The sequence below is a fragment of the Gammaproteobacteria bacterium genome (assembly GCA_032250735.1).
In the GTDB taxonomy this organism is placed as follows: Bacteria; Pseudomonadota; Gammaproteobacteria; order SZUA-152; family SZUA-152; genus SZUA-152.
This window is the reverse complement of the sequence record JAVVEP010000011.1, coordinates 22,870-47,461: the sequence shown is the minus strand read 5'-3', so window position 1 is coordinate 47,461 and position 24,592 is coordinate 22,870. Positions and strand designations below refer to the sequence as shown.

Here is a 24,592-nt window from a genome sequence, read left to right as displayed (position 1 = left end):
CCACCCGGTTACTCCACACTGAAGCCTGGCGTAAAGGCACAATCTACCGGCACACAACTCACGCGGGTGACGCTTGCCTGTGGTGGACCCTTGGCCAGCCAGGCGCACAGCTCATCCAGTGCGGTTTTATCAGCGCAGGCCAGCACCTCGACCGAACCATCCTCCAGATTCCGGGCATAACCAGAAATACCGCGCCGTTCGGCCTCATGCCGGGCAGAGGCGCGATAAAACACACCCTGCACATGGCCGGATACCGTACAGCGCAGACACGCCACTAAAAACTCACCTTCGCCGGCAGGCCCGCACGCAGCAGGGTTTTGCCCGAAGCAAACATCACGTCGACCGCATATTCTGTGGCGCCCGGTGCTATGGGCTCCAGCGCAATATGCGCCACCTGCCCCGTATAGGATTTTCCGGCCACGCTCACCGTCGCCTTACTCCCCTTTTGCAGCGAAGACAGGCGTTTGGCCGATACCGCGGTGCGCGCCAGCATGGCGCCGGCCTCGGCCAGCTCGAACAGCGGTGTCGCCTGCAGGCGGCTGACGATGGTCTGCCCGACCGCAACGTCGCGGCTGATGACCCAGGCGTCAAATGGAGCCGTTAGAGTTGCGTATTCCAGATCCAGCTCAGCCTGCAGCAGGCTGGCCCTGGTCATCTGCAGGTTGGCCTCGGCGGCATCGCGCTGGATGACCGCGACCTCCAGCTCATGGTTCGACAGCAGGGTGCGATCGTACAGTTCCTGTGTGCGCTGCAGTTCACGCCCGGCCTCCGCCAGATCATTTTCCGCCCGCTTGAGCGCCGCCCGCTGGGCCAGCACGTCGGCCTGCTGACTTCGACGATCGAGGCTCATCAGGACGCTGCCGCGTTTCACAAAGTCGCCGACACCGGCATTCACCGCCACCACCACACCGGATGTCGGCGTGCCCAGCGGGGTCTTATTGGCCCACAACACCGTTGCCTCCAGCTCTTCCGCATTCACCACGCCTGAAAAGATCGGGCCCAGCATCAGCAGCAAGGCATAACGCCAGCGGTGACTCTTTTTACGAGTGGCGGTGTGCTGCGGTGGCGTGGTCGAAAAAGGGACGGCGGGTATCATGGGTTTTTCTCCACTTGAGCTGATGACACAGCAGATGGGGTAGCGGAATGTTCGGCAAACACCGTTCGGCCCAACAGGGCTTCCAGTCGCGCCCAGGCCAGGCCCATCATAAGATCCGTTTTCATCATCTGGTAACGCGCGGCGGTGGTTTTGACCATCGCATCACCCAGATCAGACTTCACTTCCATTTCATACAGCGCGCGGCTGCGGTCCAGATAGAGATCACGAAACTCGGTCTCGGCCTGTACCTGATCACGCGTCACCTTTAATGACTGCAACTCGCCCCAGGTCTCCATGATGGCCTGACGGATGTCCCGCCGCTGCTGCTCCAGCTCGGCACGGGCGGCCGCCACTTCGGCACGGCGTTTGGCGCGCTCGGCCTGACTGCGCCCACCCGTGGTCAAGGGCACGTCCACCGACACCCCCGCACGCCAGTTGTCGTTTGAGCCCAGTTCCCGGGAATAACGCGACACCTCGGCGCTGCCCAGCAGGGTCGGATTATCGCTGGCGCTGGCGGCATCCAACTGTGCCGTCGCCGCCTCCACACGCAGCCGATAGGCCGCTAACAGCGGATTATTTTCCTCGGCCTCGGACAGCCAGGCCTGGGTATCGTCCGGAATGGCACGCTGCAGGATATCCAGCTTCGGCTCCTCCAGATCACGCGGCAACCGGCCCGGGCGGTTCAGCACATTCGCCAGCTGGGCACGGGTTGTGCGCTGTGCCACGCTGCTGCGATAACGTCGCACCCGCGACTCCTGATACTGACTGCGCTGCTCCAGCAACTCGATGTCCGACAACTGGCCCAGCTCATTGCGCTGACTGGCGCGATCGGCACGCACATAGAACATCGACATATCCTCGTTGTCACGCGCATAGGCCTGGTCGGCCAGCAGCACATCAAAATAGGCGGCCAGAATCGCCAGCCGATGACGATTTTCGGCCTCCCGATAACGCTGCTCAACGCTCAGCGTCGCAGCCTCGCCCGCCGCCAGCTGCGCCGCACTACGCCCGAAGTCATACAGCACCTTATCGACATAAAGACTGAGGCTGTGATCATCCTGCGACTGATCCGGGGCGATGGCGGGAGGCTCAACCCAGCGCAGGCGTGCAGCAATCCCGCTCTGCAGGCCGGTCTGTGCCTCGGTCGCAGCCACAGAGGCGCGCTGCTGGTCAATCCGGGCGACCGCTATTTGCAGTTGTGGGTGTTCATGAGAGGCCTGGGACAGTGCGTAGTCAAGGCTTAATATGTCGGGCCAGTCCTCTGGCTCAGCGGCCTGCGCGATGAACGGCAGACACAACAGCGCCAGCAGAATGCCGGCGGGCCGGCGGCAGCAGCCGTTAACGCTATCGCTCACCGCCTTGCGCGCAACACCATACAGCAAGCTCATTGCGCCTGTGACGCGGCCTTGGCCTGCTGCCGTTTATATTTGGTGAAGGGCATCTGTTTATAGATTCCCTGGGTCACGTAGTCACCCAGCAACAGGAACTCATCCACCCCCGAGGTTGCCCCGGTATAACGCACAATTTGCTTACCCTCGAGATCATAAAAGGCGAACACGGGGGTGGCCCGTACGCGGTTATCCTTCGCGGAAAACACCTTTTGCGTGGTGACCTGACCATCGAAATCGGTCATTTCCACGTCACCTTCGATATCGATATGGAAGTTCAGGAAATGCTCGCGAAAAAAGGCCTGCACCTCGGGCTGATTCAGCACCTGGGTCTTCATGCGATGGCAGAACGGACATTCGTCCAGCTCAAAGAACAGTAAGATTCCCTTCTTGCCCTCGGCACGGGCCTTTTCCAGTTCCTCCGGAAACTGCCCCCAGGTGCTATGAAAGAAATAGGTATAGGGATCCTTGCCGACGGCCGCCTGTACGGAACCCGTCCAGGCCAACATCCCGGCCACCGACAGGAGCAGCATCAGGCAATAACGACAGTATAGAAGTTTCATCATCTCAACAGGCTCACAGTCAGTTTTGGTGCCGGTCATATTGCGGCCAAGCCGGGAACACACATGCAGGTCAATCAAGCCGTTATGACATTACGGCACTTGCTGCTCCTGTTGTTGCTCTGGCTGTTGTTCCGGTTGTTGATCCGCTTGTTGTGCAGCGGATTGTTCCGATTGCTGGGCAATGAAATCATTAATCAGCTTTGCCGTCACAGGCCCCACCTGACGGGCAACCACCTCACCCGATGGCGACACCATATAGGTGGTCGGCAGGCCGGGGATGGGCCCAAGTTCGGACGCGGGGCCCGGACTGGTGCGCAGCACAGGGTAATTCATAAAGTATTCCTCGGAGAACTGTTTCAGACCATTGAGACTGATATCCTCAAAATTGATTCCCAGCACCACGGCATCTCGGTCTTTGTGGTCTTCATGAAAATCCACCAGCTCCGGGATCTCCGTAAGGCAAGGGGGGCACCAGGTCGCCCAGTAATTCACCACCACCCATTTTCCGCGGTAGTCCGATAATTTGTGTTTCGCCCCCTTCATGTCGAGCAGCTCAAACTCGACAGGTTCGGCCTGGGCATTGGCGGTCAGCAGCAGTACGGTCAGCAAACACAAGACACCTGCCCTTGCACGGTAAAAAACGCTCATATTGGTGCTGACTCCTCGATTAAATGCCAGGCAAAATAGTGCCTGAATGTGCCTAGCTATGACAACCACTTCCGGCGAGTGTTCACCCCATCACACCATCTTGGATGCTAAGTGGAGTATCAGACAGAGAAAGTACGACGGGAAGGCGGAATCGCTCCCGTGATGGTTATGCATCCGCTACGGCATCAATAATGCCGTAATTCATGGCCAGTCGCGCCAGATCGACGTCGCTGCCCACTTTCAGTTTTTCATACAGCCGGTGACGATAGGTACTGACGGTCTTGGGACTCAGGCACAGCTTGTCAGAGATCACCTGTAAACGTTGGCCCTGGGTCAGCATTAGCATCACCTGCATTTCACGCGGAGAGAGGGCATCAAAGGGGGACAGGTCGCCGCCCGGGATCATCTTCAGGGCCAGGGTCTGGGCGATGTCGGCGCCAATGTAACGTTCACCGGCATGCACGGCCTTGATGGCCGCAACGATCTCGTCTACGGCGCAGCCCTTGGTGAGATAACCGCTGGCGCCTGCCTTCATCATGCGGCTGGGAAAGGGTTCCTCCGCATGCACCGATACCACAATGACCTTTAGTCGGGGATCATGCTGCACAAGTTTGCGGGTGGCCTCGAGGCCACCGATGCCGGGCATGCTGACGTCCATCAGCAGGACGTCGGGCGATTTTTCGCGCACCACATCCAGTGCCTCTTCACCACTGGCGGCCTCGCCCACGACGCGAATACCGGGGGCATCGTTCAAAATCCGGGTAATCCCTGTTCGAACCAACTCGTGGTCGTCCACGACCATCACTTTAATCATCCGACTCGCCACCCCTCCCGGAACCGCACCGACACAGCATGGGCCGTGTTGCCCTACACAGTGTAGGAAAATGCCTACAGGATGCAAGCATTATATTGTCGTCAGGTTATATAAGACCATGCTTATATTCTTAAATCCTATATGCGCCCCGAAACGAACAGCGCCTCTGCCAGCGACAGGCGAGCGGGTGTGCCCACGTCGAGCCACACACCGGGGTGATATTCCCCACTCACCTGCCCCTGCTGCATCGCCTGACAGAGTAGCGGCGCCAACGGAAAGACGCCGGGGCTACAGTGCGCAAACAGGCCTGGACGATAAATACCGATACCACTAAAAGTGAGCCGTGGCTCGCCCGCCGCTGTGACTTTGCCACCCTGCAACACAAAATCCCCCTGCGGATGGTGTGCCGGGTTTGGCACCAGCACCAGATGCGCCAGACCGGAGATCTGACGTGGCAAGCGGGAAAAATCCACATCGGTCACCACATCGGCATTGATGACCAGAAACGGCGCATCGCTCTCTGGTGCACTCAGCAGGGGCAAGGCGCGATAAATCCCGCCTCCGGTTTCCAGCCCGCTCTCGCCCTCTGCCGAATAGACGATGCTCACCCCAAACGCCGCACCGTTGCCCAGCGTCTGCTCGATCTGCTGCCCGAGCCAAGCGTGATTGATGACGATCTCAGTGAAACCGGCGCGCTGCAAGGCCTCGATATGCCACTGAATGAGGGGCTTGCCGGCCACCGGCAGCAACGGTTTGGGCAGACGATCGGTCAGCGGCCGCATGCGTTCACCCCGTCCGGCGGCAAGGATCATCGCCTTCATTGGGAGGGGCTGCTGCAAATCATGGCCCGCGCCGGCATGGTGGCCTCATCGGGGCAGGGCCTCGAGCAGCAGCCGTAGCGGCTTCAACTCGGGGTAACGGGCTGAGACATCACGCACATAATTCAAGGTGCGGGGGATATCATTGAGATAACCCGGCTTGCCATCCCGCAGGCACAAGCGGGCAAAAATCCCCACCGCCTTCAGGTGGCGTTGCACTCCCATCCAGTCAAACCAGCACAAATAGGTCGCATCGGATTGCCGGGCGATGAGCCCCTCCCTCGCCGCACGGTGCAGGTAATCCAGTGCCCAGGCCTCCACCCGGGAACGCGGCCAGGCGATATAACAATCGCGCAACAGCGACACCAGATCGTAGGTGACCGGGCCGATCACCGCATCCTGAAAATCCAGAATGCCCGGGTTATCGGTAATGGTGCGCATCAAGTTGCGTGAATGATAATCGCGATGCACGAATACCTGGGGTTGCGCCAGGGCGGCATCGGCAAGCTGCTGAAAGATCGCCTCGAGGTCAGACCATTGCGTCGCAGAAAACGGCGCCTTGCAGTATTGATCACAATACCAGTCACGGAACAGGCCCATCTCCCGCAGCAGCAGGCCATGGTCGTAGGCCGGCAGCAACGTGCTGTCACGGGGAGCGTCCCGTTGCATGGTCAACAGGGCATCCAGGGCGTCGGCGTACAGGGCATCGACATTGTGCTCGTCGAGGACATCGAGATAGGATTGCACACCCAAATCACTTAGCAGCAAAAATCCCTGCTCGGTATTCTGCGCCAACACCCGGGGAGCATTAAGCCGGAGTTCCGCCAGCAGGTTTGCAATGCGCACAAAGGGCCCCGTCTCTTCCTTGCCAGGCGGGGCATCCATCGCTATCAAGCTCACCAGCTGCGCGTCGGCAGGCTGAGTGGTACCGGGTTTCATCTGGGCGGTATTCAAGGGTCCCGCATGTGATAGTGGAACCTGCAGACGAAAATAGCGGCGAAAGCTTGCATCCGTCGATGCGGGTGTTAACCGAACATCCACGACCGGCCGCGCGTCGCTCGCGTCAGCATTCAACACATCGTGCAACCAGTTGGTCAGTGCATCAAGCCGTTGTGGCATTTACTTTCCCCAGACTCCCGTTTCGCACCGTATCGAACCATGCTGCCAGTGGTAATGCAAACGTCATGCAGCTAGCGGAGTGCCAGTCAGAATGACCGGCTCACGCCCGCCTTGATAATCGACCGGTCATAGCTCCTGAGATCGACGTTTGATTCATTGGTGATGGCCGTGAACTGCATATGCGCCTCCCAGTGCCGGGCAAAGCTGCGACTCAGGCGCACCGACAGGCGCAGCTGGCTGTCTTCCCGACGCTCGGTGATCCCACCATTCAGGATATTGTCATCGTTATATCGACTGTAACGAAAACGCGCGTCCAGCTGCGCTTGCCACTGACCTGCAAAGTCCCACCAACTGCTGGCGCGCAGACTGTGCCGGGTTGGCGAATAACTGATAAAGGGATCGAAGCTGCCGACCCGGTCCTCCCGGGCGTTCAGCTCCAACTGATAGTAGTAACGCAGGCGCAGCGATTCACGACGTTGCTGCAGGCCTATGCGGAATTGTTGCCGCCAGCCATCAAGATAATCAAACACCGCATCGGTGGCCTGGATGCGGCTCAATTTGTAACGCAGGCGCAACTGATTGGTGCTCGACAGGTCTTTAAGCGCGCGCACATCGGCGCTGACAATGCGCTGATAACCACTGCCATCAAAATATATCTCATCCCAGCTACCGCCCAGCCGCACCCTCCAGTCAGCCAGGCGGTCATAGCGTAACACCCGTGCGCTCAACTGAGCGTCATCATTTTGGCTGAGGCTGCCGAACTTCCGCAGGCTGGCCCCCAGTGTCATGCGCACACCGCTGTTGATCGTACCTTTCAGCCAGCGTCCGGCCGACACGGAAACATCCGCTGCAGTATCGCTCTCACTGGTGACGCCAATCAGCTCGTTATTAGCCAGGGCAACATTGCTATCATGGGTGAGGGAACTGGATATCAGCCCCGTCCAGCGCTTATCCTCTCGCCGTCGCTCGTCAACGGAAGCACCCAACCGGTCCAGTGCAATTGCCGACAATTTCCGCAGCTTTTCACTACCGGGATTACGATAGGCCCGACGGAACCAGGCGATCGCTTCGGCCTCATCTTTTTGCTGGTTGGCAATCAGGCCCAGATTAAAATAGGCCAGCTGTTCAAAGCTCGGCACATCCGCAAGCTCGGCAAAGATTTTACGCGCGGACTCATATTGCTGCAGTCGGTAATAACTGACGGCCAGATTGTATTTCAGCGCCAGCGTATCCAGCCCTGCCTGTTCGGCCTGTTTAAAATACTTCAGCGCAGCAGCAGCATCACCCGCAGCCGCGGCCGCAACACCACGCTCAAAATCGTCCTCTCCCGAAGCGGCATATGCGCTAGTGGCCACCGCCAGGCTCAACACAACACACAGACACCAGGGCAAGAGCCGAAGGTTCATTGGCGGCAGCGTCACGCTCGCATCATCTTCACAGGGGGCTTTTCTTGCAGCAACTTTCATAGGGGGCATCAGTTTACAAAAAGCCGCGGCATCATTCATCCTCAATTGTGCTAGCCACCGACTGAAAAAGCCGATCTCAGGCAGGCACAAAAAATCCCTCCCCCCGAAAAGGCAGGAGAGGGATTTCATTCTATCGTGCAGCCGGCTTATCCAGTCTTGTCTGGAGACACCAGACCGCTAAATCTGGGCATCCCGCACAGTGAGTTGCTCGCTGTTATGTTCTTTTTCATGATCATCCTCAAGGTTTTCCGTCTCCCGGGCCTCCTGGTGCTCATCTTCCCGGTCATCACGATCTTCGATGTGTTCATCGCGATCAAGATGTACCTCATGCTCTTCCTCACGCAGGCCATTGGCTTGGCCCGCGGCAGTCTCTTGTTCCCCTGTTTGTTGCTTCTCTTCCGGTTTCCGGGAAGCCGCGGCCTGGGTCAGGCCACCCCCTGCCGGTTCATGAGCGGCCTCGGCGGCGATGGCGGGCAGGCTGAGCTCGTTGTGAATTTGCTGGACATCATCGGTTTCGATGACGCGGATCGTGAGATCGAGATCACCCAGATCCGCCGCGTAACCTATGCCTGCCGACAGGAAAAACGAAACCCCTGCCAATATTATGGTTTGCACCAATCTCAAAATCGTAACTCCTGGTTTTGCATCTTCCGTATGCACATCGCTACAAGCCATTAACCCTACTGTATTTCCTGGCCGACCTTACCCAACTCCTTACCCAACTCCTTACCCAACTCTCTAGCCGACAACGGCCACCCAGCCAGGCCCTGTCCGTGAGGCGTCTGTCGCCTTCGCCTCAAGACCCAGTGTCAGGGTCTTAACCTGGTCCTGGTATTCGATATCGGCCACCAACTCACCGTGGGCAATCTGGGTCGCAATCACGGGCAGGCGCAGCAGGTTATCGCCCTTTTTCAGGCTGGTGGTCCAGCTCAATTCACGGCGACCGGGGTAACCCACCAGGGCCACGTTTTCCGGCAGACGAATGGTAATCCTGGCGCCCTCCAGTGACTGACCGGAATAGAAGGCCAGCTTGATATCCTGCTGCTTGTTCAGCGTGATGGACAATTCAGGCCTGGGGGCCATTTTCGCGGATGCGGTACTGGCGGGTATCACGGCTGCCGTGTTGATGGCGACCGCCTCCTCGGAAACGACCTGCACCGGCGACACCGCCTCGGGAAAGGCGCCAACCACCACCCAAAGCGCCAGCGCGGCGGCCGCGGCGCTGCCAAATCCCAGCATAAAACTGCGTCGCTGCTGGTGTCGCCCGACCCGGTCAGCGCCCGCTGCCGGCCGCTGCTGAGCGGCTGCCTGGGTGGCTGTCTGCACCGTTGCCTGAATGACGGCGGCCCGCAATACGCGATCGGCGAAACCGGCCGAAGGGGCAGGCACAGGCAGCTTTCGTAACGCCATCGTCAAGGCTGCCGTGGCCTCAGCCTCGGCCACAAGCCGGGCCTGACACGCAGGACAGCCTGCCTGATGGGCGTCGAAGCCCGCCTGCTGGTCGGCACTGAGCCCGTCCAGGCCGATAGCGCCGACGTTGATGAGGATGTTGTTAAATTCAGTACAGTTCATAAATATGCCTTGTTGATCATCAACACGCCCGGTGGATCAAAAGTGTTCCCTTATTTCGCATTTGGTCTGCTTTTCCGCACTATTCGCCGCACATACCCACTTAAGAGACCGCTGCGGGATTGATTTCGGCCGATTCCAGCAGTTCGCGCATCCGGGCCCGGGCCCGGTGTATTCGTGATTTCAGCGTCCCCAAGGGTACCTCGAGGATTTTTTCCAGTTCCACCAGGCGATAGCCTTCGATGTCGTGCAGGGTTAGCAATACCCGGTGATCTTCCGACAGCCGCTCAAAAGCGGACTGGATCTGGCCAATCCGCTGGTCTTCGGCCAGATCCTGGGCCGGACAGGCCTCGCCGCTGGCGGAGGTCTCGTAAAACATGATCTCGTCATCGATCAGCTCCAGTGGCGAGCGCTTCTGGCGACGCGTGCCATCGACAAACATGCGATACAGCGAGGTCACCATCCACGGGCGCAGCTTGTCGACCGTTTCAAGCTCTGCACAGCGCGGAAAAAGCTTGAGTAGGAGATCCTGCACCAGATCCTCCGCATCCGCCTGATTACCACAAAAGCGGAAGGCCAGCCGATAAAGATAGGTCAGATGGGGGCGCACCAGCGCGTCAAAACGCGCGGCGGAACCCTGCTTGGTATCGACAGCGTCGAAGGGAAATATTTTCATACCACGGAAGATTTCAGCATCGGCACTAGATTGAGAAACCGTTAAACCTATTATTTGAACGAATAATTGGAACGAATAATTGGGGCGAATAAATGTGGCACTGCGGGCCCATGGCACAGACCACTACGTAGCAGCCTATTGGCACACTAGCCCCTCGCTTCCACAAGGCGCTCAGATTATAACGCCAACCAGCCACGAAAAGTTCCTTATCGGCGATCATCACCCGCTTGGCGTAGGGCGCGCATAGCGCTACAGTGGGCGAAATTACGCGCTGCACACCGCATTTTCCCCTTAACCAAGCCAAAATTATGTCCGCCTCCCACCACAAGCCCGACCCAAGCCGTAGCGAACGCGCCATTCTCATTACCGGCTGCTCCAGTGGCATCGGCCTACACGTCGCACGCGGCCTACACAGGCGCGGCTACCGTGTGATTGCCAGCGCACGCAAGGCCGACGATGTCGTCCGTTTACAACAAGAGGGTTTTGCCGCCATCCCGCTGGATCTGGCGGACCCGGACTCCATTCGCGCCGCCGTCGCGGCCACCCTGGAGATCGCCGGCAACAGGCTATTTGCCCTGTTTAACAATGGCGCCTATGGACAGCCCGGTGCGGTGGAGGATCTCTCCCGCGCGGTACTACGCCAGCAGTTTGAGACAAATGTGTTCGGCACGGTAGAGCTCACCAACCTCCTCATCCCCACACTGCGCAAACAGGGGTATGGGCGAATCATCCAGAACAGCTCGGTCCTCGGCCTCATCTCATTGCCGTATCGCGGCGCGTACAATGCCAGCAAGTTTGCCCTGGAAGGTATCAGCGACACACTACGCCAGGAACTCAGCGGCACGGGCATCTCGGTCTCCCTCATCGAGCCCGGCCCCATTGAAAGCCGGTTTCGAGAGAATGCCTTTGCGGCCTATCAGCAACACATCAACGCTGACAGCAGCGCACACCGTGACACCTATCGCAAGATGGAACAACGGTTGCAGAAACGCGGGGCCGCCGCCCCCTTTACGCTGACGCCTGAGGCAGTGCTCAAAAAGGTGATCCATGCACTGGAATCACCGCGACCCAGGCCGCGTTACTACGTCACCTTTCCCACTTATCTATTTGGTGTACTGCGCCGAATTTTCAGCACGCGGATGCTGGACAGGGTATTGCTCAGGGTGTCCCGCAAGGAAAACCGATAGACGTCCTGCTGCTGATCAGGCAAGCCTCTACGGCAAGGTAAAATAAAACGTGGCGCCCTTGTCCACAGCCGCCTCCGCCCAGATCGAACCGCCATGTCGATGAATGATGCGTTGCACCGTTGCCAGCCCCACCCCTGTGCCCTCGAAATCCTCAACCGCATGCAACCGGTGAAAGACACTAAATAGATGGTCGGCGTATTTCATATCAAAACCCACACCGTTATCTTTTACGAAATATACCCGTTTTCCCCGCTGATTCACCACACCAAACTCTATGACGGCGCGAGCCTTTTTACTGGTGTATTTCCAGGCATTTTCGATCAGGTTTTCCAGCATCATCCCCAACAGCTGCCGGTCTCCTCGCGCCACGATGTTGGGCGCGACTTCCCACCGCACATCGCGCGAGGCAAGCTCACCGCTCAAACGGGTTTCCACTTTTTGCACAAATGCACTCAAATCCACTTCGGCACTGGAAAGTTGCGTCCGCCCTATGCGGGCCAGATCCAGAATGCCGTCGATCAATTCCGCCATGTGTTGGCCAGAACTGACAATACGCATCAGGCTTTCCAGATCTTTTGCTCCCAGCGTATCGCCAACATCATCCAGCAACACCTGACTGAAACTGGTAATGGACCTCAACGGTGCGCGCAGATCATGCGCGATTGAATAACTGAAAGCTTCCAGCTCGCTGTTTTTTGCCCGCAGCTCTGCGGTACGCACTTCGACCACGTCTTCAAGATGGGAACGATACGCCGCCAACTCCTCTTCTGTTTGCCGACGCTGGGTGATATCCCCCAGCGCAACGGTGAATATCTTTTTACCCGCCAGCACCTTTTTTGAGATGGATGCCTCAACGGGAAATTCCTCCCCATTTTTACGCAGGCCCCGCACATCAGACCGGAACATGGCATTACGTAACGCCATACCTTTCTCGGAGAACGCGTCGATTTTCTGATTATGTGAACCCCTAAATCTCTCCGGCAACAACAGATCCAGAGGCTTGCCAATTACCTCGCGCGCAGCGTAGCCGAAAATCTGTTCTGCCTGATGATTAAACAGGGTTATCCGGTAATCCTCGTCGACAGAAATCAAGGCGCTGCCCGCCAGATCGATGATTGCCTCAAGCCTTTCCTCACTCTGATGCAATCGGCTCTGTGAATACCTTATCGCCTCCAGCAGCTGCCCGATGCTGCGATACAAACCGCCAATCTCATTGGGCTGATCCGATGTTACACGCTGGTCAAAATCGCCATCATCCGCAATACGGCTCACACGCTCTGCCAATCGAATAATGGGGGCACTGAAGTAGCGCTGCAACCACAACGCCAACAGATAGGAAACCAGAAACATGGCAGGGATAGCGATCGCAATCAGCTGATAATACCCGGCCAGCTTTTCACTGATTGCAGCCGTGGAAATGCGGGCAAAAACCCAGCCATATTTTCCGCCGGCGTAGCGCATTGGCATCAGAAACTGAAAATGCTGATCACTAAATGTGGGCCTTGTATTGGCCAGACCGGGGATGAAGTCAGGCGGCTCCATGGCAGAAGATGGCGAATCCTCGTAGCGAAAGATCTGATTTCCCTCCGCATCATAGAGAAAGACATTTTTTACCAGATCAAACTGGCGCAACTTGGAGACTATATCGGAAGCAACATAGGCATCTGAAAACATCACCAGCTTCACAAAGTCCTGCGCCAGAACATTCATTTCTGACTGCGCACGGTCCACCGCCTCAGCACGCGCAGACTGCACATTCAGAAACATGAAGAATGAAAACCCAATGATCGTCACCACCATTGCCGCACTGAAGATAACCATAATCAGCTTGGTTTTAATGGGTAGGTCCTGAAACAATCTAAACATCTAATGGCTCACGGTGCTTAACGCTTTTATAAATATCATTCAAAAGCCCATTATTCCTCATTATTTTTCAACCGGCATGTCCACCATGTTCCCCCACTCAAACCATGACCCATCATAATGCGCGACATCACGGCCCAGCCTGCGCAGCATAAAATAGGTGAGTGAAGATTCTCTGCCTTTATTACAATAGGTAATTATTTTTTTATCCTGCGAAAGTTTCTGGTAAACATTTTCCAGCTCGCGGAGCGTTTTACTCCTTAACCCACCACTGTCACGGACTATATTTTCATCCCACGGGATGCTCATCGCCGTTGGAATATGGCCCAGGCGCGGTGTTATGGATTGTTTCCCCCGATATTCCTCTTTGGCTCGGGCATCGATCAATATCCTGTCAGGGTCTTTTATGGCCAGATACGCATGCAATCGGGTCGCCAGTTTATCCGGTGTAATCGAAGCCACAAATCGCCTGGGCTTTCGCTCTGCCGGATGCACGGAAACCGCATACTCCTGTTCAATCCACCCCTGGTAACCCCCATTCAGCACCGCAACATGACGATGGCCATACACCTCAAATATCCAGAATACACGACTGGCATCCACCAACCTGCCGTCATCGTACAAAACAACATGGCTGTGCCGATCGATGCCCGCGGCGCCAAACAGCTTTTCGATATAGGCCACTGAGCCCAGCCGATCCGTCTGGCCGTGCTGCCGGAAAGTCAGCGCCGTGGGGATATTGACCGCACCCGGAATATGGCCCTGCTGATACAGCTCGGGGATACGCACATCAACCACCACCAGATCATGTCCCGCCAGGCTTTTCTGTAGCCATGCGGCCTCCGTCAACAGCCGTTCATCCATCGTCTTCGCCGCCACGCGCGCGGCGGTGTCGGCCGGAAGCGGCATCGGAAAAATACAAAGCGCCAATAACAGCGGTGATAAGATCCGCCGGATGACCCTGCCTTCCCTGTGCCGCTTAGCCCGACACAGCATGGCGATTACCGTTTAGTGTCACAATCAATCTCCGCTCGTGAGCCTGGGTACGGTGTTCCCACAAATAGATACCCTGCCAGATCCCCAGGGCGCAGCGTTGCCTGGATATCGGCAGAGTCAGTTCGCTATGGGTCAAGATCGTCCGGACATGGGCGGGCATGTCATCCGGCCCCTCATCCTGATGTGCAAACATCGGATCACCATCCGGGATTAAACGGGCCATAAAGGTTTCCAAATCCTGCCGGACACTGGGGTCGGCATTTTCGCAAAGCATCAGTGATGCACTCGTATGCGTCACAAACAGGTGGCAAAGCCCAACACTGACGCCGGATGCAGCGACAACCGCCTGGACAGCGTCGGTAATGCTGTAACTGCCACGCCCCTGGGTGGTGATCGACAAAGATTCCTGGACAAACATCTCCTCTTCCCCTGGCAACACCGTCCTGCCTTTAACCCTATATTTATAGTGGAAAAAATGAGTCCTGCTGGCATCAGTCCCCCACTAGCACATCGGCAGCGACGACGGCTTACTTGATAAAAATCGCCCCTTGGGCGCCCCGATAACACCGGCTCCTGTGTACCTTACAGAGATCCGACCTGCAGCCGCTATTTGTTGACATGTTTTAGAAAATACTTACCCTCAAACCGTCTATTATGCCCACCCACACAGAGATCGTTCACAGATAGCAAAGGTCGACATGCCAAACAAGAAAACCACCTCCAGTGAAAGAATGCGTTTTGCCGAGCGGCTCAACGATGCCCTGGACAATATCCAGTTCCCCAAACTGGGGGGCGGGCGCCAGTCACGCCTCGCCGAATTACTGAATGTCCCCGTTCAGGATGTCGGCCATTGGCTTAAGGGCGATGCCTTTCCGCGGACATCTGCCCTGGTCAAGCTCTCCGACCTCACCAAGGTACGCTCCAATTGGTTACTCTCGGGACAGGGGGAGCCCTATAACAAGAGTGAAAACCCCCGCGGTGAGGGCAAAAATCTCCCCCTCATCGGCAGGGACAAGCTCAGCAAAGAGGCCTTTGATCTCGGTTTAATGTGGATGAAATTACCCAAACTGCAACGTGAGGCCTTGGCCAAGGTCATTGAGGAATTGATCGCCGCCCAGCGCTAGCGCGGCTCTGAGGCGACCGGACCCACAGCGCTGGCCAGCCTTTACGTAACAAAACGCAAAAAAAAAACCGCGCTATGGGGATGGCGCGGCTGGATTCAAACAGATAGGGGGTTTGTTTGGAAGTGACTCCACAGTAGCAAGCGGTGCTTCTCGTGAGAAATGATTATTTCCAATAAAAACATCCCGATTGCAGATAAATGCACCCTTTTCATGCAGCGCCCATGGACGGTTTTTTCGTTCCCGCCTCCCGCCCAGAAAAACACCCACCAAAAAAATACCGCCATCAGCAGGGCTGAGGTGGCGGCTTTTTCGTTTAAACAATATAGGGGGTTTGTTTAAAGTAAGATCAATATAGCAAACCCACATTTTCACTGGAAGTGATAATTTTCAATAAATATATCTTTTTATTATATAAGAGACGGTTCGCGTGCCCCGCTGCTTCAATCAGCGTCCTTGCCCACATCCCTTGTCCCACAGATGCAAGACGGCGGGGGAAGCGATAACCGGGGCGGTCATTATGCAGGGGAAGACGACGCCTGGCGGGCAATCGGCTTCAGCAACAGCGAACGACCGCTCATCGCCTCGGGGATCGGCAGGCCCAGCAGGTGCAGCACCGTGGGCGCAATCGCGCTCAGGCCCGCCCCCACCGCCAATTGCCAGGGCACTTCATCGATAATCAGACAGGGCACCGGGTAGACCGTGTGTCGCGTATGGGGCTCTCCACTCACGGGGTCCACCATCTGTTCGCAGTTGCCGTGATCGGCCGTGAGTACCACCGACCAGTTCGCGCCATCGGCTACATCCAGCAGACGGCCCACCTCACGATCCAGGGCCTCCACGGCCTTTATCGCGGCAGCGGGAATACCGGAATGCCCCACCATGTCGCCATTGGCAAAATTCACCACAATAAAGGCGAAATCCTTGCTATTCATAGCTTCAATGACGGCATCCGCCACCTTGTCCGCACTCATCTCCGGCTGCAGATCGTAGGTGGCAACCCTGGGCGAATCGATGATCACCCGCTCCTCCCCGGCAAAGGGATCCCCCTTGCCACCGTTTAGAAAATAGGTGACGTGGGCGTATTTTTCGGTCTCGGCACAATGGAACTGGCGCAGGCCGGCGCGGCTGATCACCTCGGCCATGGTGGTTTGGGGCCGGTCTTGCTTGAACGCAAACGGCAAACGGTACCATTCGTCATATTCGGTCATGCAGGTGACGCTGATGGGCGTGTAATCGCCGCGATCAAAATGGCTGAACTCCTGCTTAGCCAGCGCCGCCGTCAGCTGACGCGCGCGATCCTTGCGGAAATTGAAAAACAGCAGCGGGTCGCCCCACTGAACAGGTTCGCCGCCATTGATCACCGTGGGCACAATAAATTCATCGGTTTTGCCTGCGGCATAGGCCGCCTCAATGGCATCCCGCGCCGATTCGGCATGCACGCCCTGCGCAAGGGTGATGGCCCGCCAGGCCTGCTCGGTGCGCAGCCAGCGATTGTCCCTATCCATCGCGAAATAACGCCCGCTCACCGAGGCGATGCTGCCACCGGCCGAGCGCAGCGATGGTTCGATCTGATCCAGATAATGCAGGGCGGAAACCGGCGCGGTATCGCGCCCATCGGTGAACATATGCAGCACCGGCCGTACATCGTTGCGCCGACACAGTTCAATCAGCGCCAGCAGATGGGCGATATCGCTGTGCACACCACCATCGGAAACCAGCCCCGCCAGATGCAGGGGGCGCTGGTTATTGCGGGCATGTCCCACGGCATCCATGAGCGCGAGATTTTCAAAGAAACTCATATCGTTAATGGCGCTATCGATGCGTACCAGATCTTGCCGCACGATCGCGCCACAGCCCATGGTCAGGTGTCCGACCTCGGAATTGCCCATTTGGCCGTCTGGCAGGCCCACCGCGCTGCCCGAGGCCTGCAACAAGGTATGGACGTGGCGGGAGAAATATTTATCCAGCTGCGGGGTGTGCGCCTGAGCCACCGCATTATTGAGCCTGCTGGGACTCACACCAAAACCGTCGAGGATGATCAATACGACCGGACGGCGGGGGGATTTTTCAGTCATGATATCGCGAGCATTTCCAAAGGTTGATACATATAGATATGTATCGACATAGCGGCAGGCTCAGGCCCAAAGTTGAGAGGAATGGTTGAGGGAAATGATTGAGATGCACAATGGCGAAAAAAACCAGGGTTCCGTGATTACGGCGACGGCTTAACTGATCAGAATGTCCCAATTCGTCGATTCCAGAATGCTTTTGCGTACCGTTTCACGCAGCCAGCCATCAAAGAAATCGACAGGGTTGTACGCGTCGGTCAATATCATCGCCGGGGTATGGGCCGGAAACTCGTAACGCCGCCCCAGATTGGCAAACACCTGTTCGCTGACGCGGGCATGACTCTGAAACCGGGCGTGATCAATCCGCAATTCCCTGCGCTCGCCCTGATAGGACATCAACGCAAGATTTCCTACACCGATCGTGGATTTTTCCGTGTTAAAGGTGGGATAAATATCGACCACGTTGAAGACGGATTGCAGGGTCTTCACTATGGACGCAGTCATGAAGGTTTCCCGTTGCAGGCTGCCAATCAGGTTGATGGCCAGCACGCCATTGGGCCGCAGGCGTTCGCGCATTAATGACAACGCCTCCCTGCTCAACAGATGTGCCGGGGTAATATCGCCACTAAAAACATCTAACAATATATAGTCATAATCACGATCGGTGCTGTTGAGAAAATAGCGCGCATCTTCAATAAACAGATCGCCGGAAATCCTGAAATTAAAATAGTCACGTGCAATCTCTGCCACGGCCTGGTTGATATCGACCACGTCACACTGGATGCCCTGTTGCTCATACCAGCTGGGAATAACCCCCAAACCAAGCCCGATCATCAGGCATCGCTTCCCCTCCGGCGCCAGCATAAAGGGAAGGAATTTCATAAAATAGGTATATTCATAAACCGACAGGTTATCCGCAAGATCAATCCCACCCTGAACCATGCCATCGATAATCATTTCCCGGTAGTGGGTTTTCCCAAAACTATAATCCACCACCTTAATGTCGCCGTAATAATTATCCTGCCGATGCACAAGATCCACCTGGGTGCCATCCGCCATGGTGCGAGATACCGCCTCCTGTGGCTGGTACAGCAAAAAGGGTAAAACCAGTATCACCAGCACCCACCAGCGGCGCTGAAAGGCCACAAAATAGATCGCCGCCAGGGCCATCAGCAGACCGCCCGTCAGCGCAAAGATCTGATCGACACTCAGATAGGCGATCAACACAAAACCCGTCAGTACCGTACCCGCCGTGCTACCGATGGTCGACAGGGCATACAGCCCACCTACCATGCGCCCCAGATTCTGCAACTCGCGCGCGGCCAGTTTTACCAGATACGGCGAGACACAGCCCAGCAACAACAACACCGGCCCGAACAGAATCAGGGTGCTGGCAAAGGCCCCGGCCTTCAGGCCTAGCGGAAGGCAGGCCTTCAACACGGGACCCTTTAGAATCGGAATGAATAAGGCCAGCACCCCGGCTAGCAAAATAATGCCGAACAGATAACCCGGCTGATGAAAGCGATCCGACAACAGCCCCCCGATGGCGTAGCCCACGGCCAGGGCCAGCAGCGTCACGGTGATCAGGGAAGTCCAGACAAACAGGCTGACGCCGAAAAAGGGACCGACCACGCGGGAACCCAGCACTTGGATGACCATCACCAGGGCACCGCTCAGCACCGCGGTGCAGAGCAGAAAAGCCAGGAAGGCCCTGGAATTCGCCGCAACCATGGTCCGGCTCAGGTTAGGAGTTGCTGCCCGTTCTTCTAAATTCGTCATAGTTTCCACTCGTATAGGTTGGGACCGACATCACGCATCGCGGTAGCAATGAACCTAGCGCAGTTCGGGAACAATAGTAATAGTATCGCCCAGGCCCAGTGACAGCAGCCGGGCGGCATGCCCCTGATTGGCGGCGATCTCGACCAGGCCGTTGGCATTTTCGTACCAGAAGGCCTGCCCGTGCGGGACACTGGAAAACGTGCGCGCGTAACGGAGCAGGGTTTCGCCCAGCCGCAAGCCCGAACGCCTATCCAGCTTGCCGGCGCGCAGACCGGTAATCGCGTTACCGTAATGATCAATGTAGATAATCCTGCACAGATCACCCGTATCGACAGAGGGCCGCGGAAAAGGCAGCAGTCTAACCTGTGGAAATTCGCCCATAGCCAGCCGGGCCGCCACGGGTGCAAACAGGTCTCGGCCGTGAAAACTATGGGAGAGCGATTCCGGACGCCAGTCAATCTCCCACCACTGCACCTCACTGCCACGTGCCGCCACCACATCAAACAGACCATTTCCGGGCCCGACAAAATAGCGACCATCCACTTTCGCGATCACCGGCTTACGCTCAGCACTACCAACCGTGGGATCAATAATCGCCAGAAAAATGGTGCCAACAGAAAAGCTGCCCATATACGCTGCCAGCAGATGCGCGGAAGCGGTGACATCAAACGCAGGCGCGTCATTGAGCAGATCGATGACCGCTACCGCAGGGGCGTGCTGTGCGAGCACGGCCTTCATCTGTCCCACATAGGGCCCACCATCACCAAAGTCTGTAAACAGGACAATCACTGGTAGACGGTAGGATCGCTTATGCCCGCCTCCCGGAAGCCGGCGGCGCGCAGACGGCAGGAGTCGCACTGGCCACAGGCACGACCGGCGGCATCGGCGCCATAACATGAAACGGTCATTCCATAGTCCACTCCCAGAGCCACGCCCTTGCGGATGATATCCGCCTTGGTCAGCTGAATCAGTGGTGCGTGAATGGTAACGGCATCCCCTTCCACTCCCGCCTTGGTAGCAAGCTTGGCCATGGCCTGATAGGCGGCGATATATTCCGGCCTGCAATCGGGGTAACCGGAATAATCCACCGCATTCACGCCAATAAAAATATGCTGCGCCTGCAACACTTCCGCCCAGGCAAGCGCATACGACAGAAAGATGGTATTTCGTGCCGGCACATAGGTAACAGGGATAAGCTCATGTGAGCCAGTCTGCCCCGTTGGCACGTCAATGGCGTCATCGGTCAGCGCAGAACCGCCGATGGCCCGCAGGTCCAGCGAGATGACGCGATGCGATACAGCACCCAGGGTTTTTGCCACCCGGGCCGAGGCATCCAGTTCAGAGCGATGTCGCTGCCCATAATCAAAACTCAGGGCATAACAGGAAAAATGTTCATCCCTCGCCATTGCCAGAGTGGTGGCTGAGTCCAAGCCACCGGATACCAGCACTACCGCCTTTTTTTCCAGACTGTTCATCGGCCCGGCTCATCACCCCAAAGTAATTTGTGTAACTGCAGCTGGAAACGCACCGGTAATTTATCGCCGAGAATCCAGTCGGCCAGGGTGACCGGTGCCAGCTGACCAAAACAGGGAGAAAACAGGATTTCACAACGGGACAGCAGATCATATTGCTCGATCTTTTGCTTTGCCCAGTCATAATCGGCACGATCACAGATGACAAACTTGATTTGATCCTGCGCTGTCAGGTGCGGAAGATTTTCCCAGCGATTTCTGGCTTCCTCACCCGAACCCGGTGTCTTGAGATCCATCACCTTCACCACGCGCGCATCCACCGCGGACACATCCAGTGCGCCGCTGGTCTCCAGGGAAACGGCATACCCGGCATCGCACAGCCGGCTCAACAAGGCGGTGCATGCACGTTGTGCGAGGGGCTCGCCGCCAGTAACGGTGACATGATGCGTTTGCAGGGCGGCAATGTCGGCAAGGATTGCGTCCATCGCCATCCACCGCCCACCCTGAAAGGCATAGCTCGTATCACAGTAACCACAGCGCAGGGGGCAGCCGGTGAGACGCACAAACACAGTGGGGAAACCTACCGTGCGCGACTCCCCTTGCAGAGATAGAAAGATTTCTGTGATGCGCAACTGATCGGTGCGGGAATCGACATCCTGCTGCCGGCTTTGAGTGGTGGGTGTGATGGGGAAATCTGTCGTCATGAAATGTACTTTTGCCAGTCCAGCAACAATGCACAGGGGAAAATCGAGAACCGACGAAAGCTATGATAGCAACATCAAGCTTACCAACGTGAAACCTTACAGCTGCTTCAGATCCTGCAATCGTTTTTTGGCCAGACTCGCCGCGGTGGTATTGGGGTGATTCATCACCACATCATTGAGGGACAAACGGGCCTTGTCGTGCTGTCCCAATGCCTGGTAGGTGTAACCCATTTTCAACAGGGCATCGGCGCGTTTGGGACTGGCCGGATAGTCTTTTATGACTTTTTCAAATTCAGCCAAGGCAACCTGAAAATGACGTTGCACATAATTGGCTTCGCCTAACCAGTATTGCGCATTATCGGAAAACTGCCCGCGAGGATATTTCTGTACAAAGGTTTTAAAGGCCGCTACGGCGAGATCGTACCGACCTTCCTTGAGCAGATTGAAGGCACGCTCGTAATCGTCACGCTCCTGCTGCGGATCGGCCGCAGCCTGGACGCCGGCCGAAACATCCGGCTGCGTTGCGCCTGACATAGCAGAGGAACCCGCAGGCTGTCCACTGGCGCCACCTGCCACGGCCCCATCCGGTATCACCTCTCCAAAAACCGAACCTGTTGCCGGTGCGGCGGGCGTACTGGCCCGCGCCTGTTCCGCCTGACGCAAACGCCGATCAATATCCAGATACAGATCCCGCTGCCGGTTTTTCAGTTGCTCGATATTGTGCGCCTGTTCTTCCGTCCGCCCGGACAGCTGCTGGATCTCATTTTGCAGGCCATCCATGCGCATCACCAGATCAACCAGGGTCTGGTTTTCCAGTAATCGTTCCAGCTTTTCGATGCGTTTCTCCAGGAAGTCCGACCTGGACGTCGACAGATCACCAGAGGCCTCTATCACCGGCGCCGGTTCACGTGCCGCCACATCAAAAACGAAACATGGCGCGGCCAAAATGACCAACGCCATGCCTGCAGACCTGATTGACGAACCTCTTAATACCGAGCTAACAAAAGCTTGCGTCACGAGATACCTGTCTCTTTACACGTAAAATAAGACAACAACCTAGCGCTGGTAGATAAATTCGGCACGGCGATTGAGCGCCCATGCATCTTCATCGTGCCCCAGGGCTGCCGGGCGTTCTTCACCGTAGCTGACTACACGGATCTGGCCGGCCGAGGCCCCCTGCAAAGTCAGCATACGCTGCACGGCGTTGGCGCGGCGTTCACCCAGGGCAATATTGTATTCACGGGTACCGCGCTCGTCGGCATGACCTTCCAGGGTGATCATCACATCGGGATGGCTGGCCAGGTATTCGGCATGCGCCTGAATCACATCGCGCACATCACTGCGAATATCGCTCTTGTCGAAATCAAAATAGATCACGCGAGTGGCGAGCAGGCTATTGGGATCATCCAGCGGATCACCCTGGGCTGCGGCAGCCGAGGTATCTTCTGCTGTCATACCTTCACCACTGGTTACACCACCTGCACCCACGCCACTGGTGGTGGCCTCTGAGCCGGCAGCTGGCGTAGACGTGCTGACGCCTGTATCACTTGCATCTTCCACTTCACCTGACGTACCGCAACCCAGCAGCATCAGTGCAGGCAAAAGTACGAGCACTGTCTTGATCCAGAATTTCATAGCTAACTCCCTCGGTTTGTTCTGTAAATTACTGTGTAATAACTAAAACTGTTTAATAACTAAAATAGTTGCGTTGGTTTTTGTCCATTTTGTGAAAATAGGCAAAAAAATGCTACCGGCCTCAATAATGACGGTTCATCCTGCAAAATGGAGCATAATACTACCATTGTGTTACCAACGCATGACGATCGAGTTCAGCGCGGACCATTCATTATTGCATAAATCACTGCATAAACGGGGACCATGCCGGTTCACGGACATCGCCCGCTGTATCCGTGAAGCGTTGTTGTACACCGCCCTCTACCGATACTGCCTTCAATATGCCGCGGCCTCTGGCACTGGTCGCGTAAATCACCATACTGCCATTTGGTGAAAAACTGGGCGATTCATCCAGATCCCCATCCGTTAATACCCGCAGATTACCGCTCGACAGCTCCATAACCGCCACCCGGTAATGGCCATCTATACGGTGGATCATTGCCACCTTTGTGCCATCCGATGATACCGATGCCCTGGCGTTAGAGTGACCTTCGAAGGTCAGACGCTCCGCCTGGCCGCCCATGGCCGGGACCCTGTACAACTGCGGTCGTCCGCCACGATCCGAGGTGAAAATGATGCTCTTGCCATCCGGCATCCAGGCCGGCTCTGTATCTATCGCCCAGTGACGCGTCAAACGCCGCTGTTTTTTGCTCTTCAAGTCTATGACATATATCTCAGCGTTGCCATCCTTGGAAAGGCTGATGGCCAGGGATTGGCCATCCGGCGACCAGGCCGGTGCGCCATTCAGTCCTTTTTGGGCTGACACCTTCTCGCGGCGACCACTGGCTACTTCCTGTACAAATACCACCTGATGACCCGCATCTTCCAGTGAGGCATAGGCGATCCGGGTTCCGTCAGGTGACCACGCCGGCGACAGGATCGGCTCGCGTGAACGCATCATCGACTGCGCACCATGACCATCTGCATCGGCAATCCACAGAGAGTATCGTCGCGCATTACCCTGTCCATCTGCCGTGACATAGGCCACATTTGTGCTAAATGCCCCGCGCTCACCCGTGAGCTTTTCATAGATGATATCGCTGACCTGGTGGGCCGCGCGGCGCAGATCGTTGCCACTGGCCGAAAGGCTGACCCCCTCAAGCTGCTTTCCCTTGAAGACATCGAACAGGCGGAAACGGATCTTGTATCGATTCGCCCCAACGTATTGCAGGGTGCCCACCACCAGATTTTCCGTCTGAAAAACCCGCCAGTTGGAAAAATTGATCGTCGTATCGGCATGTGGCCTGGCCACCATATCCTTGGGCGGCAGCGGTGCAAACCGCCCGCTGCGCGCCAGATCGGCACTAATAATCGCCGCCACATCGACGGGGGGCTTTAGTGGCGCCGTCAGTGCGGTCGGCATCTGGGCGCTTTGCGGTGGCACCTCCCAGCCAAAGGGCACGATGGCCACCGGCACGGCACCCTCGACGCCCTGGGTGATTTCAATATTCAGCACGGCATGGGCGGTCCCAGCCAGCAATACGAAATAGAGGCCCAGCAGGGCAGAAAAAAGTAGTTTCATTTTAAGCATCAGATTTTTTATATGTCTCACGTGTTTTTTGCTATG

Annotated in this window: 25 protein-coding genes; 2 read left to right on the top strand and 23 right to left on the bottom strand. The window is 56.7% G+C overall.

Annotation, left to right across the window (positions count from 1 at the left end):
- Positions 1 to 8: 8 nt before the first annotated feature.
- The 12 genes from RRB22_08275 to RRB22_08220 form a co-directional block, all read right to left on the bottom strand.
- The gene (locus RRB22_08275) at positions 9 to 275 is read right to left on the bottom strand and encodes an acylphosphatase (protein ID MDT8384397.1); all 267 of its coding nucleotides are present in this window, start codon (positions 273 to 275) and stop codon (positions 9 to 11) included.
- On the bottom strand, positions 275 to 1,096 hold the full coding sequence (locus RRB22_08270) for an efflux RND transporter periplasmic adaptor subunit (protein ID MDT8384396.1): 822 nt from the start codon (positions 1,094 to 1,096) through the stop codon (positions 275 to 277). Before RRB22_08270 ends, RRB22_08275 begins: the two co-directional genes overlap by 1 nt.
- Complete coding sequence (locus RRB22_08265) at positions 1,093 to 2,484, bottom strand: TolC family protein (protein MDT8384395.1); 1,392 nt, start codon at positions 2,482 to 2,484, stop codon at positions 1,093 to 1,095. The genes RRB22_08270 and RRB22_08265 overlap by 4 nt, the downstream gene beginning before the upstream one ends.
- On the bottom strand, positions 2,481 to 3,047 hold the full coding sequence (locus tag RRB22_08260) for a thioredoxin family protein (GenBank protein ID MDT8384394.1): 567 nt from the start codon (positions 3,045 to 3,047) through the stop codon (positions 2,481 to 2,483). Before RRB22_08260 ends, RRB22_08265 begins: the two co-directional genes overlap by 4 nt.
- Positions 3,048 to 3,137: 90 nt before the next feature.
- Positions 3,138 to 3,656, bottom strand: coding sequence for a TlpA disulfide reductase family protein (locus RRB22_08255; GenBank protein MDT8384393.1), 519 nt, complete (start codon positions 3,654 to 3,656; stop codon positions 3,138 to 3,140).
- A gap of 205 nt (positions 3,657 to 3,861) precedes the next feature.
- On the bottom strand, positions 3,862 to 4,509 hold the full coding sequence (gene uvrY / locus RRB22_08250) for a UvrY/SirA/GacA family response regulator transcription factor (GenBank protein MDT8384392.1): 648 nt from the start codon (positions 4,507 to 4,509) through the stop codon (positions 3,862 to 3,864).
- Positions 4,510 to 4,646: 137 nt separating this feature from the next.
- Positions 4,647 to 5,330, bottom strand: a complete 684-nt coding sequence (locus RRB22_08245; protein MDT8384391.1) for a nucleotidyltransferase family protein — start codon at positions 5,328 to 5,330, stop codon at positions 4,647 to 4,649.
- A gap of 45 nt (positions 5,331 to 5,375) precedes the next feature.
- On the bottom strand, positions 5,376 to 6,446 hold the full coding sequence (locus RRB22_08240) for a phosphotransferase (GenBank protein MDT8384390.1): 1,071 nt from the start codon (positions 6,444 to 6,446) through the stop codon (positions 5,376 to 5,378).
- A gap of 86 nt (positions 6,447 to 6,532) precedes the next feature.
- A complete protein-coding gene (locus RRB22_08235) occupies positions 6,533 to 7,852 on the bottom strand; it encodes a tetratricopeptide repeat protein (GenBank protein MDT8384389.1) in 1,320 nt (439 codons plus the stop codon).
- Between the two features lie 237 nt (positions 7,853 to 8,089).
- Entirely contained in the window at positions 8,090 to 8,527 is a 438-nt protein-coding gene (locus RRB22_08230; protein ID MDT8384388.1) for a hypothetical protein, read from the bottom strand.
- Positions 8,528 to 8,650: 123 nt separating this feature from the next.
- Entirely contained in the window at positions 8,651 to 9,484 is an 834-nt protein-coding gene (locus tag RRB22_08225) for a hypothetical protein (protein MDT8384387.1), read from the bottom strand.
- Between the two features lie 100 nt (positions 9,485 to 9,584).
- Complete coding sequence (locus tag RRB22_08220; GenBank protein MDT8384386.1) at positions 9,585 to 10,157, bottom strand: RNA polymerase sigma factor; 573 nt, start codon at positions 10,155 to 10,157, stop codon at positions 9,585 to 9,587.
- 308 nt (positions 10,158 to 10,465) lie between these two features.
- Between RRB22_08220 and RRB22_08215 the strand changes: the two genes are divergently transcribed.
- Positions 10,466 to 11,344 carry an SDR family oxidoreductase gene (locus RRB22_08215; GenBank protein ID MDT8384385.1) on the top strand — a complete coding sequence of 293 codons (879 nt, stop codon included), beginning with the start codon at positions 10,466 to 10,468 and terminating at the stop codon, positions 11,342 to 11,344.
- A gap of 27 nt (positions 11,345 to 11,371) precedes the next feature.
- Here RRB22_08215 and RRB22_08210 read toward each other — a convergent pair whose 3' ends face one another.
- The 3 genes from RRB22_08210 to RRB22_08200 form a co-directional block, all read right to left on the bottom strand.
- Positions 11,372 to 13,210, bottom strand: a complete 1,839-nt coding sequence (locus RRB22_08210) for a PAS domain S-box protein (protein ID MDT8384384.1) — start codon at positions 13,208 to 13,210, stop codon at positions 11,372 to 11,374.
- A gap of 60 nt (positions 13,211 to 13,270) precedes the next feature.
- On the bottom strand, positions 13,271 to 14,116 hold the full coding sequence (locus RRB22_08205) for a sulfurtransferase (GenBank protein MDT8384383.1): 846 nt from the start codon (positions 14,114 to 14,116) through the stop codon (positions 13,271 to 13,273).
- Positions 14,117 to 14,186: 70 nt separating this feature from the next.
- Positions 14,187 to 14,621, bottom strand: coding sequence for a secondary thiamine-phosphate synthase enzyme YjbQ (locus RRB22_08200; GenBank protein ID MDT8384382.1), 435 nt, complete (start codon positions 14,619 to 14,621; stop codon positions 14,187 to 14,189).
- 280 nt (positions 14,622 to 14,901) lie between these two features.
- On the opposite strand from RRB22_08200, the gene RRB22_08195 reads away from it, so the two are divergent.
- Positions 14,902 to 15,327 carry a helix-turn-helix domain-containing protein gene (locus RRB22_08195; protein MDT8384381.1) on the top strand — a complete coding sequence of 142 codons (426 nt, stop codon included), beginning with the start codon at positions 14,902 to 14,904 and terminating at the stop codon, positions 15,325 to 15,327.
- 515 nt (positions 15,328 to 15,842) lie between these two features.
- Here the strand turns inward: RRB22_08195 and gpmI are convergent.
- The 8 genes from gpmI to tolB form a co-directional block, all read right to left on the bottom strand.
- Positions 15,843 to 17,402 carry a 2,3-bisphosphoglycerate-independent phosphoglycerate mutase gene (gpmI, locus tag RRB22_08190; GenBank protein MDT8384380.1) on the bottom strand — a complete coding sequence of 520 codons (1,560 nt, stop codon included), beginning with the start codon at positions 17,400 to 17,402 and terminating at the stop codon, positions 15,843 to 15,845.
- Positions 17,403 to 17,552: 150 nt separating this feature from the next.
- Positions 17,553 to 19,175 (bottom strand): fused MFS/spermidine synthase, encoded by a 1,623-nt coding sequence (locus tag RRB22_08185; GenBank protein MDT8384379.1) that lies wholly within the window; start codon positions 19,173 to 19,175, stop codon positions 17,553 to 17,555.
- 54 nt (positions 19,176 to 19,229) lie between these two features.
- Entirely contained in the window at positions 19,230 to 19,964 is a 735-nt protein-coding gene (locus RRB22_08180) for an SAM-dependent chlorinase/fluorinase (GenBank protein ID MDT8384378.1), read from the bottom strand.
- The gene (gene queC, locus RRB22_08175; protein MDT8384377.1) at positions 19,961 to 20,650 is read right to left on the bottom strand and encodes a 7-cyano-7-deazaguanine synthase QueC; all 690 of its coding nucleotides are present in this window, start codon (positions 20,648 to 20,650) and stop codon (positions 19,961 to 19,963) included. Before queC ends, RRB22_08180 begins: the two co-directional genes overlap by 4 nt.
- Positions 20,647 to 21,351 (bottom strand): 7-carboxy-7-deazaguanine synthase QueE, encoded by a 705-nt coding sequence (gene queE / locus RRB22_08170; GenBank protein MDT8384376.1) that lies wholly within the window; start codon positions 21,349 to 21,351, stop codon positions 20,647 to 20,649. Before queE ends, queC begins: the two co-directional genes overlap by 4 nt.
- A 96-nt stretch (positions 21,352 to 21,447) precedes the next feature.
- On the bottom strand, positions 21,448 to 22,311 hold the full coding sequence (ybgF, locus tag RRB22_08165) for a tol-pal system protein YbgF (GenBank protein MDT8384375.1): 864 nt from the start codon (positions 22,309 to 22,311) through the stop codon (positions 21,448 to 21,450).
- Between the two features lie 96 nt (positions 22,312 to 22,407).
- Positions 22,408 to 22,986 (bottom strand): peptidoglycan-associated lipoprotein Pal, encoded by a 579-nt coding sequence (pal, locus tag RRB22_08160; GenBank protein ID MDT8384374.1) that lies wholly within the window; start codon positions 22,984 to 22,986, stop codon positions 22,408 to 22,410.
- Between the two features lie 223 nt (positions 22,987 to 23,209).
- Positions 23,210 to 24,547, bottom strand: coding sequence for a Tol-Pal system beta propeller repeat protein TolB (gene tolB, locus RRB22_08155; GenBank protein MDT8384373.1), 1,338 nt, complete (start codon positions 24,545 to 24,547; stop codon positions 23,210 to 23,212).
- Positions 24,548 to 24,592 lie beyond the last annotated feature (45 nt).

Coding starts and splice junctions, on each gene's coding strand:
- RRB22_08270 (MDT8384396.1), bottom strand. CDS start 1,096: ATGATACCCGCCGTCCCTTTTTCGACCACGCCACCGCAGCACACCGCC.
- RRB22_08265 (MDT8384395.1), bottom strand. CDS start 2,484: ATGAGCTTGCTGTATGGTGTTGCGCGCAAGGCGGTGAGCGATAGCGTT.
- RRB22_08260 (MDT8384394.1), bottom strand. CDS start 3,047: ATGAAACTTCTATACTGTCGTTATTGCCTGATGCTGCTCCTGTCGGTG.
- uvrY (MDT8384392.1), bottom strand. CDS start 4,509: ATGATTAAAGTGATGGTCGTGGACGACCACGAGTTGGTTCGAACAGGG.
- RRB22_08245 (MDT8384391.1), bottom strand. CDS start 5,330: ATGAAGGCGATGATCCTTGCCGCCGGACGGGGTGAACGCATGCGGCCG.
- RRB22_08240 (MDT8384390.1), bottom strand. CDS start 6,446: ATGCCACAACGGCTTGATGCACTGACCAACTGGTTGCACGATGTGTTG.
- RRB22_08235 (MDT8384389.1), bottom strand. CDS start 7,852: ATGAACCTTCGGCTCTTGCCCTGGTGTCTGTGTGTTGTGTTGAGCCTG.
- RRB22_08225 (MDT8384387.1), bottom strand. CDS start 9,484: ATGAACTGTACTGAATTTAACAACATCCTCATCAACGTCGGCGCTATC.
- RRB22_08220 (MDT8384386.1), bottom strand. CDS start 10,157: ATGAAAATATTTCCCTTCGACGCTGTCGATACCAAGCAGGGTTCCGCC.
- RRB22_08215 (MDT8384385.1), top strand. CDS start 10,466: ATGTCCGCCTCCCACCACAAGCCCGACCCAAGCCGTAGCGAACGCGCC.
- RRB22_08210 (MDT8384384.1), bottom strand. CDS start 13,210: ATGTTTAGATTGTTTCAGGACCTACCCATTAAAACCAAGCTGATTATG.
- RRB22_08205 (MDT8384383.1), bottom strand. CDS start 14,116: ATGCCGCTTCCGGCCGACACCGCCGCGCGCGTGGCGGCGAAGACGATG.
- RRB22_08200 (MDT8384382.1), bottom strand. CDS start 14,621: ATGTTTGTCCAGGAATCTTTGTCGATCACCACCCAGGGGCGTGGCAGT.
- RRB22_08195 (MDT8384381.1), top strand. CDS start 14,902: ATGCCAAACAAGAAAACCACCTCCAGTGAAAGAATGCGTTTTGCCGAG.
- gpmI (MDT8384380.1), bottom strand. CDS start 17,402: ATGACTGAAAAATCCCCCCGCCGTCCGGTCGTATTGATCATCCTCGAC.
- RRB22_08185 (MDT8384379.1), bottom strand. CDS start 19,175: ATGACGAATTTAGAAGAACGGGCAGCAACTCCTAACCTGAGCCGGACC.
- queC (MDT8384377.1), bottom strand. CDS start 20,650: ATGAACAGTCTGGAAAAAAAGGCGGTAGTGCTGGTATCCGGTGGCTTG.
- queE (MDT8384376.1), bottom strand. CDS start 21,351: ATGACGACAGATTTCCCCATCACACCCACCACTCAAAGCCGGCAGCAG.
- ybgF (MDT8384375.1), bottom strand. CDS start 22,311: ATGGCGTTGGTCATTTTGGCCGCGCCATGTTTCGTTTTTGATGTGGCG.
- pal (MDT8384374.1), bottom strand. CDS start 22,986: ATGAAATTCTGGATCAAGACAGTGCTCGTACTTTTGCCTGCACTGATG.
- tolB (MDT8384373.1), bottom strand. CDS start 24,547: ATGAAACTACTTTTTTCTGCCCTGCTGGGCCTCTATTTCGTATTGCTG.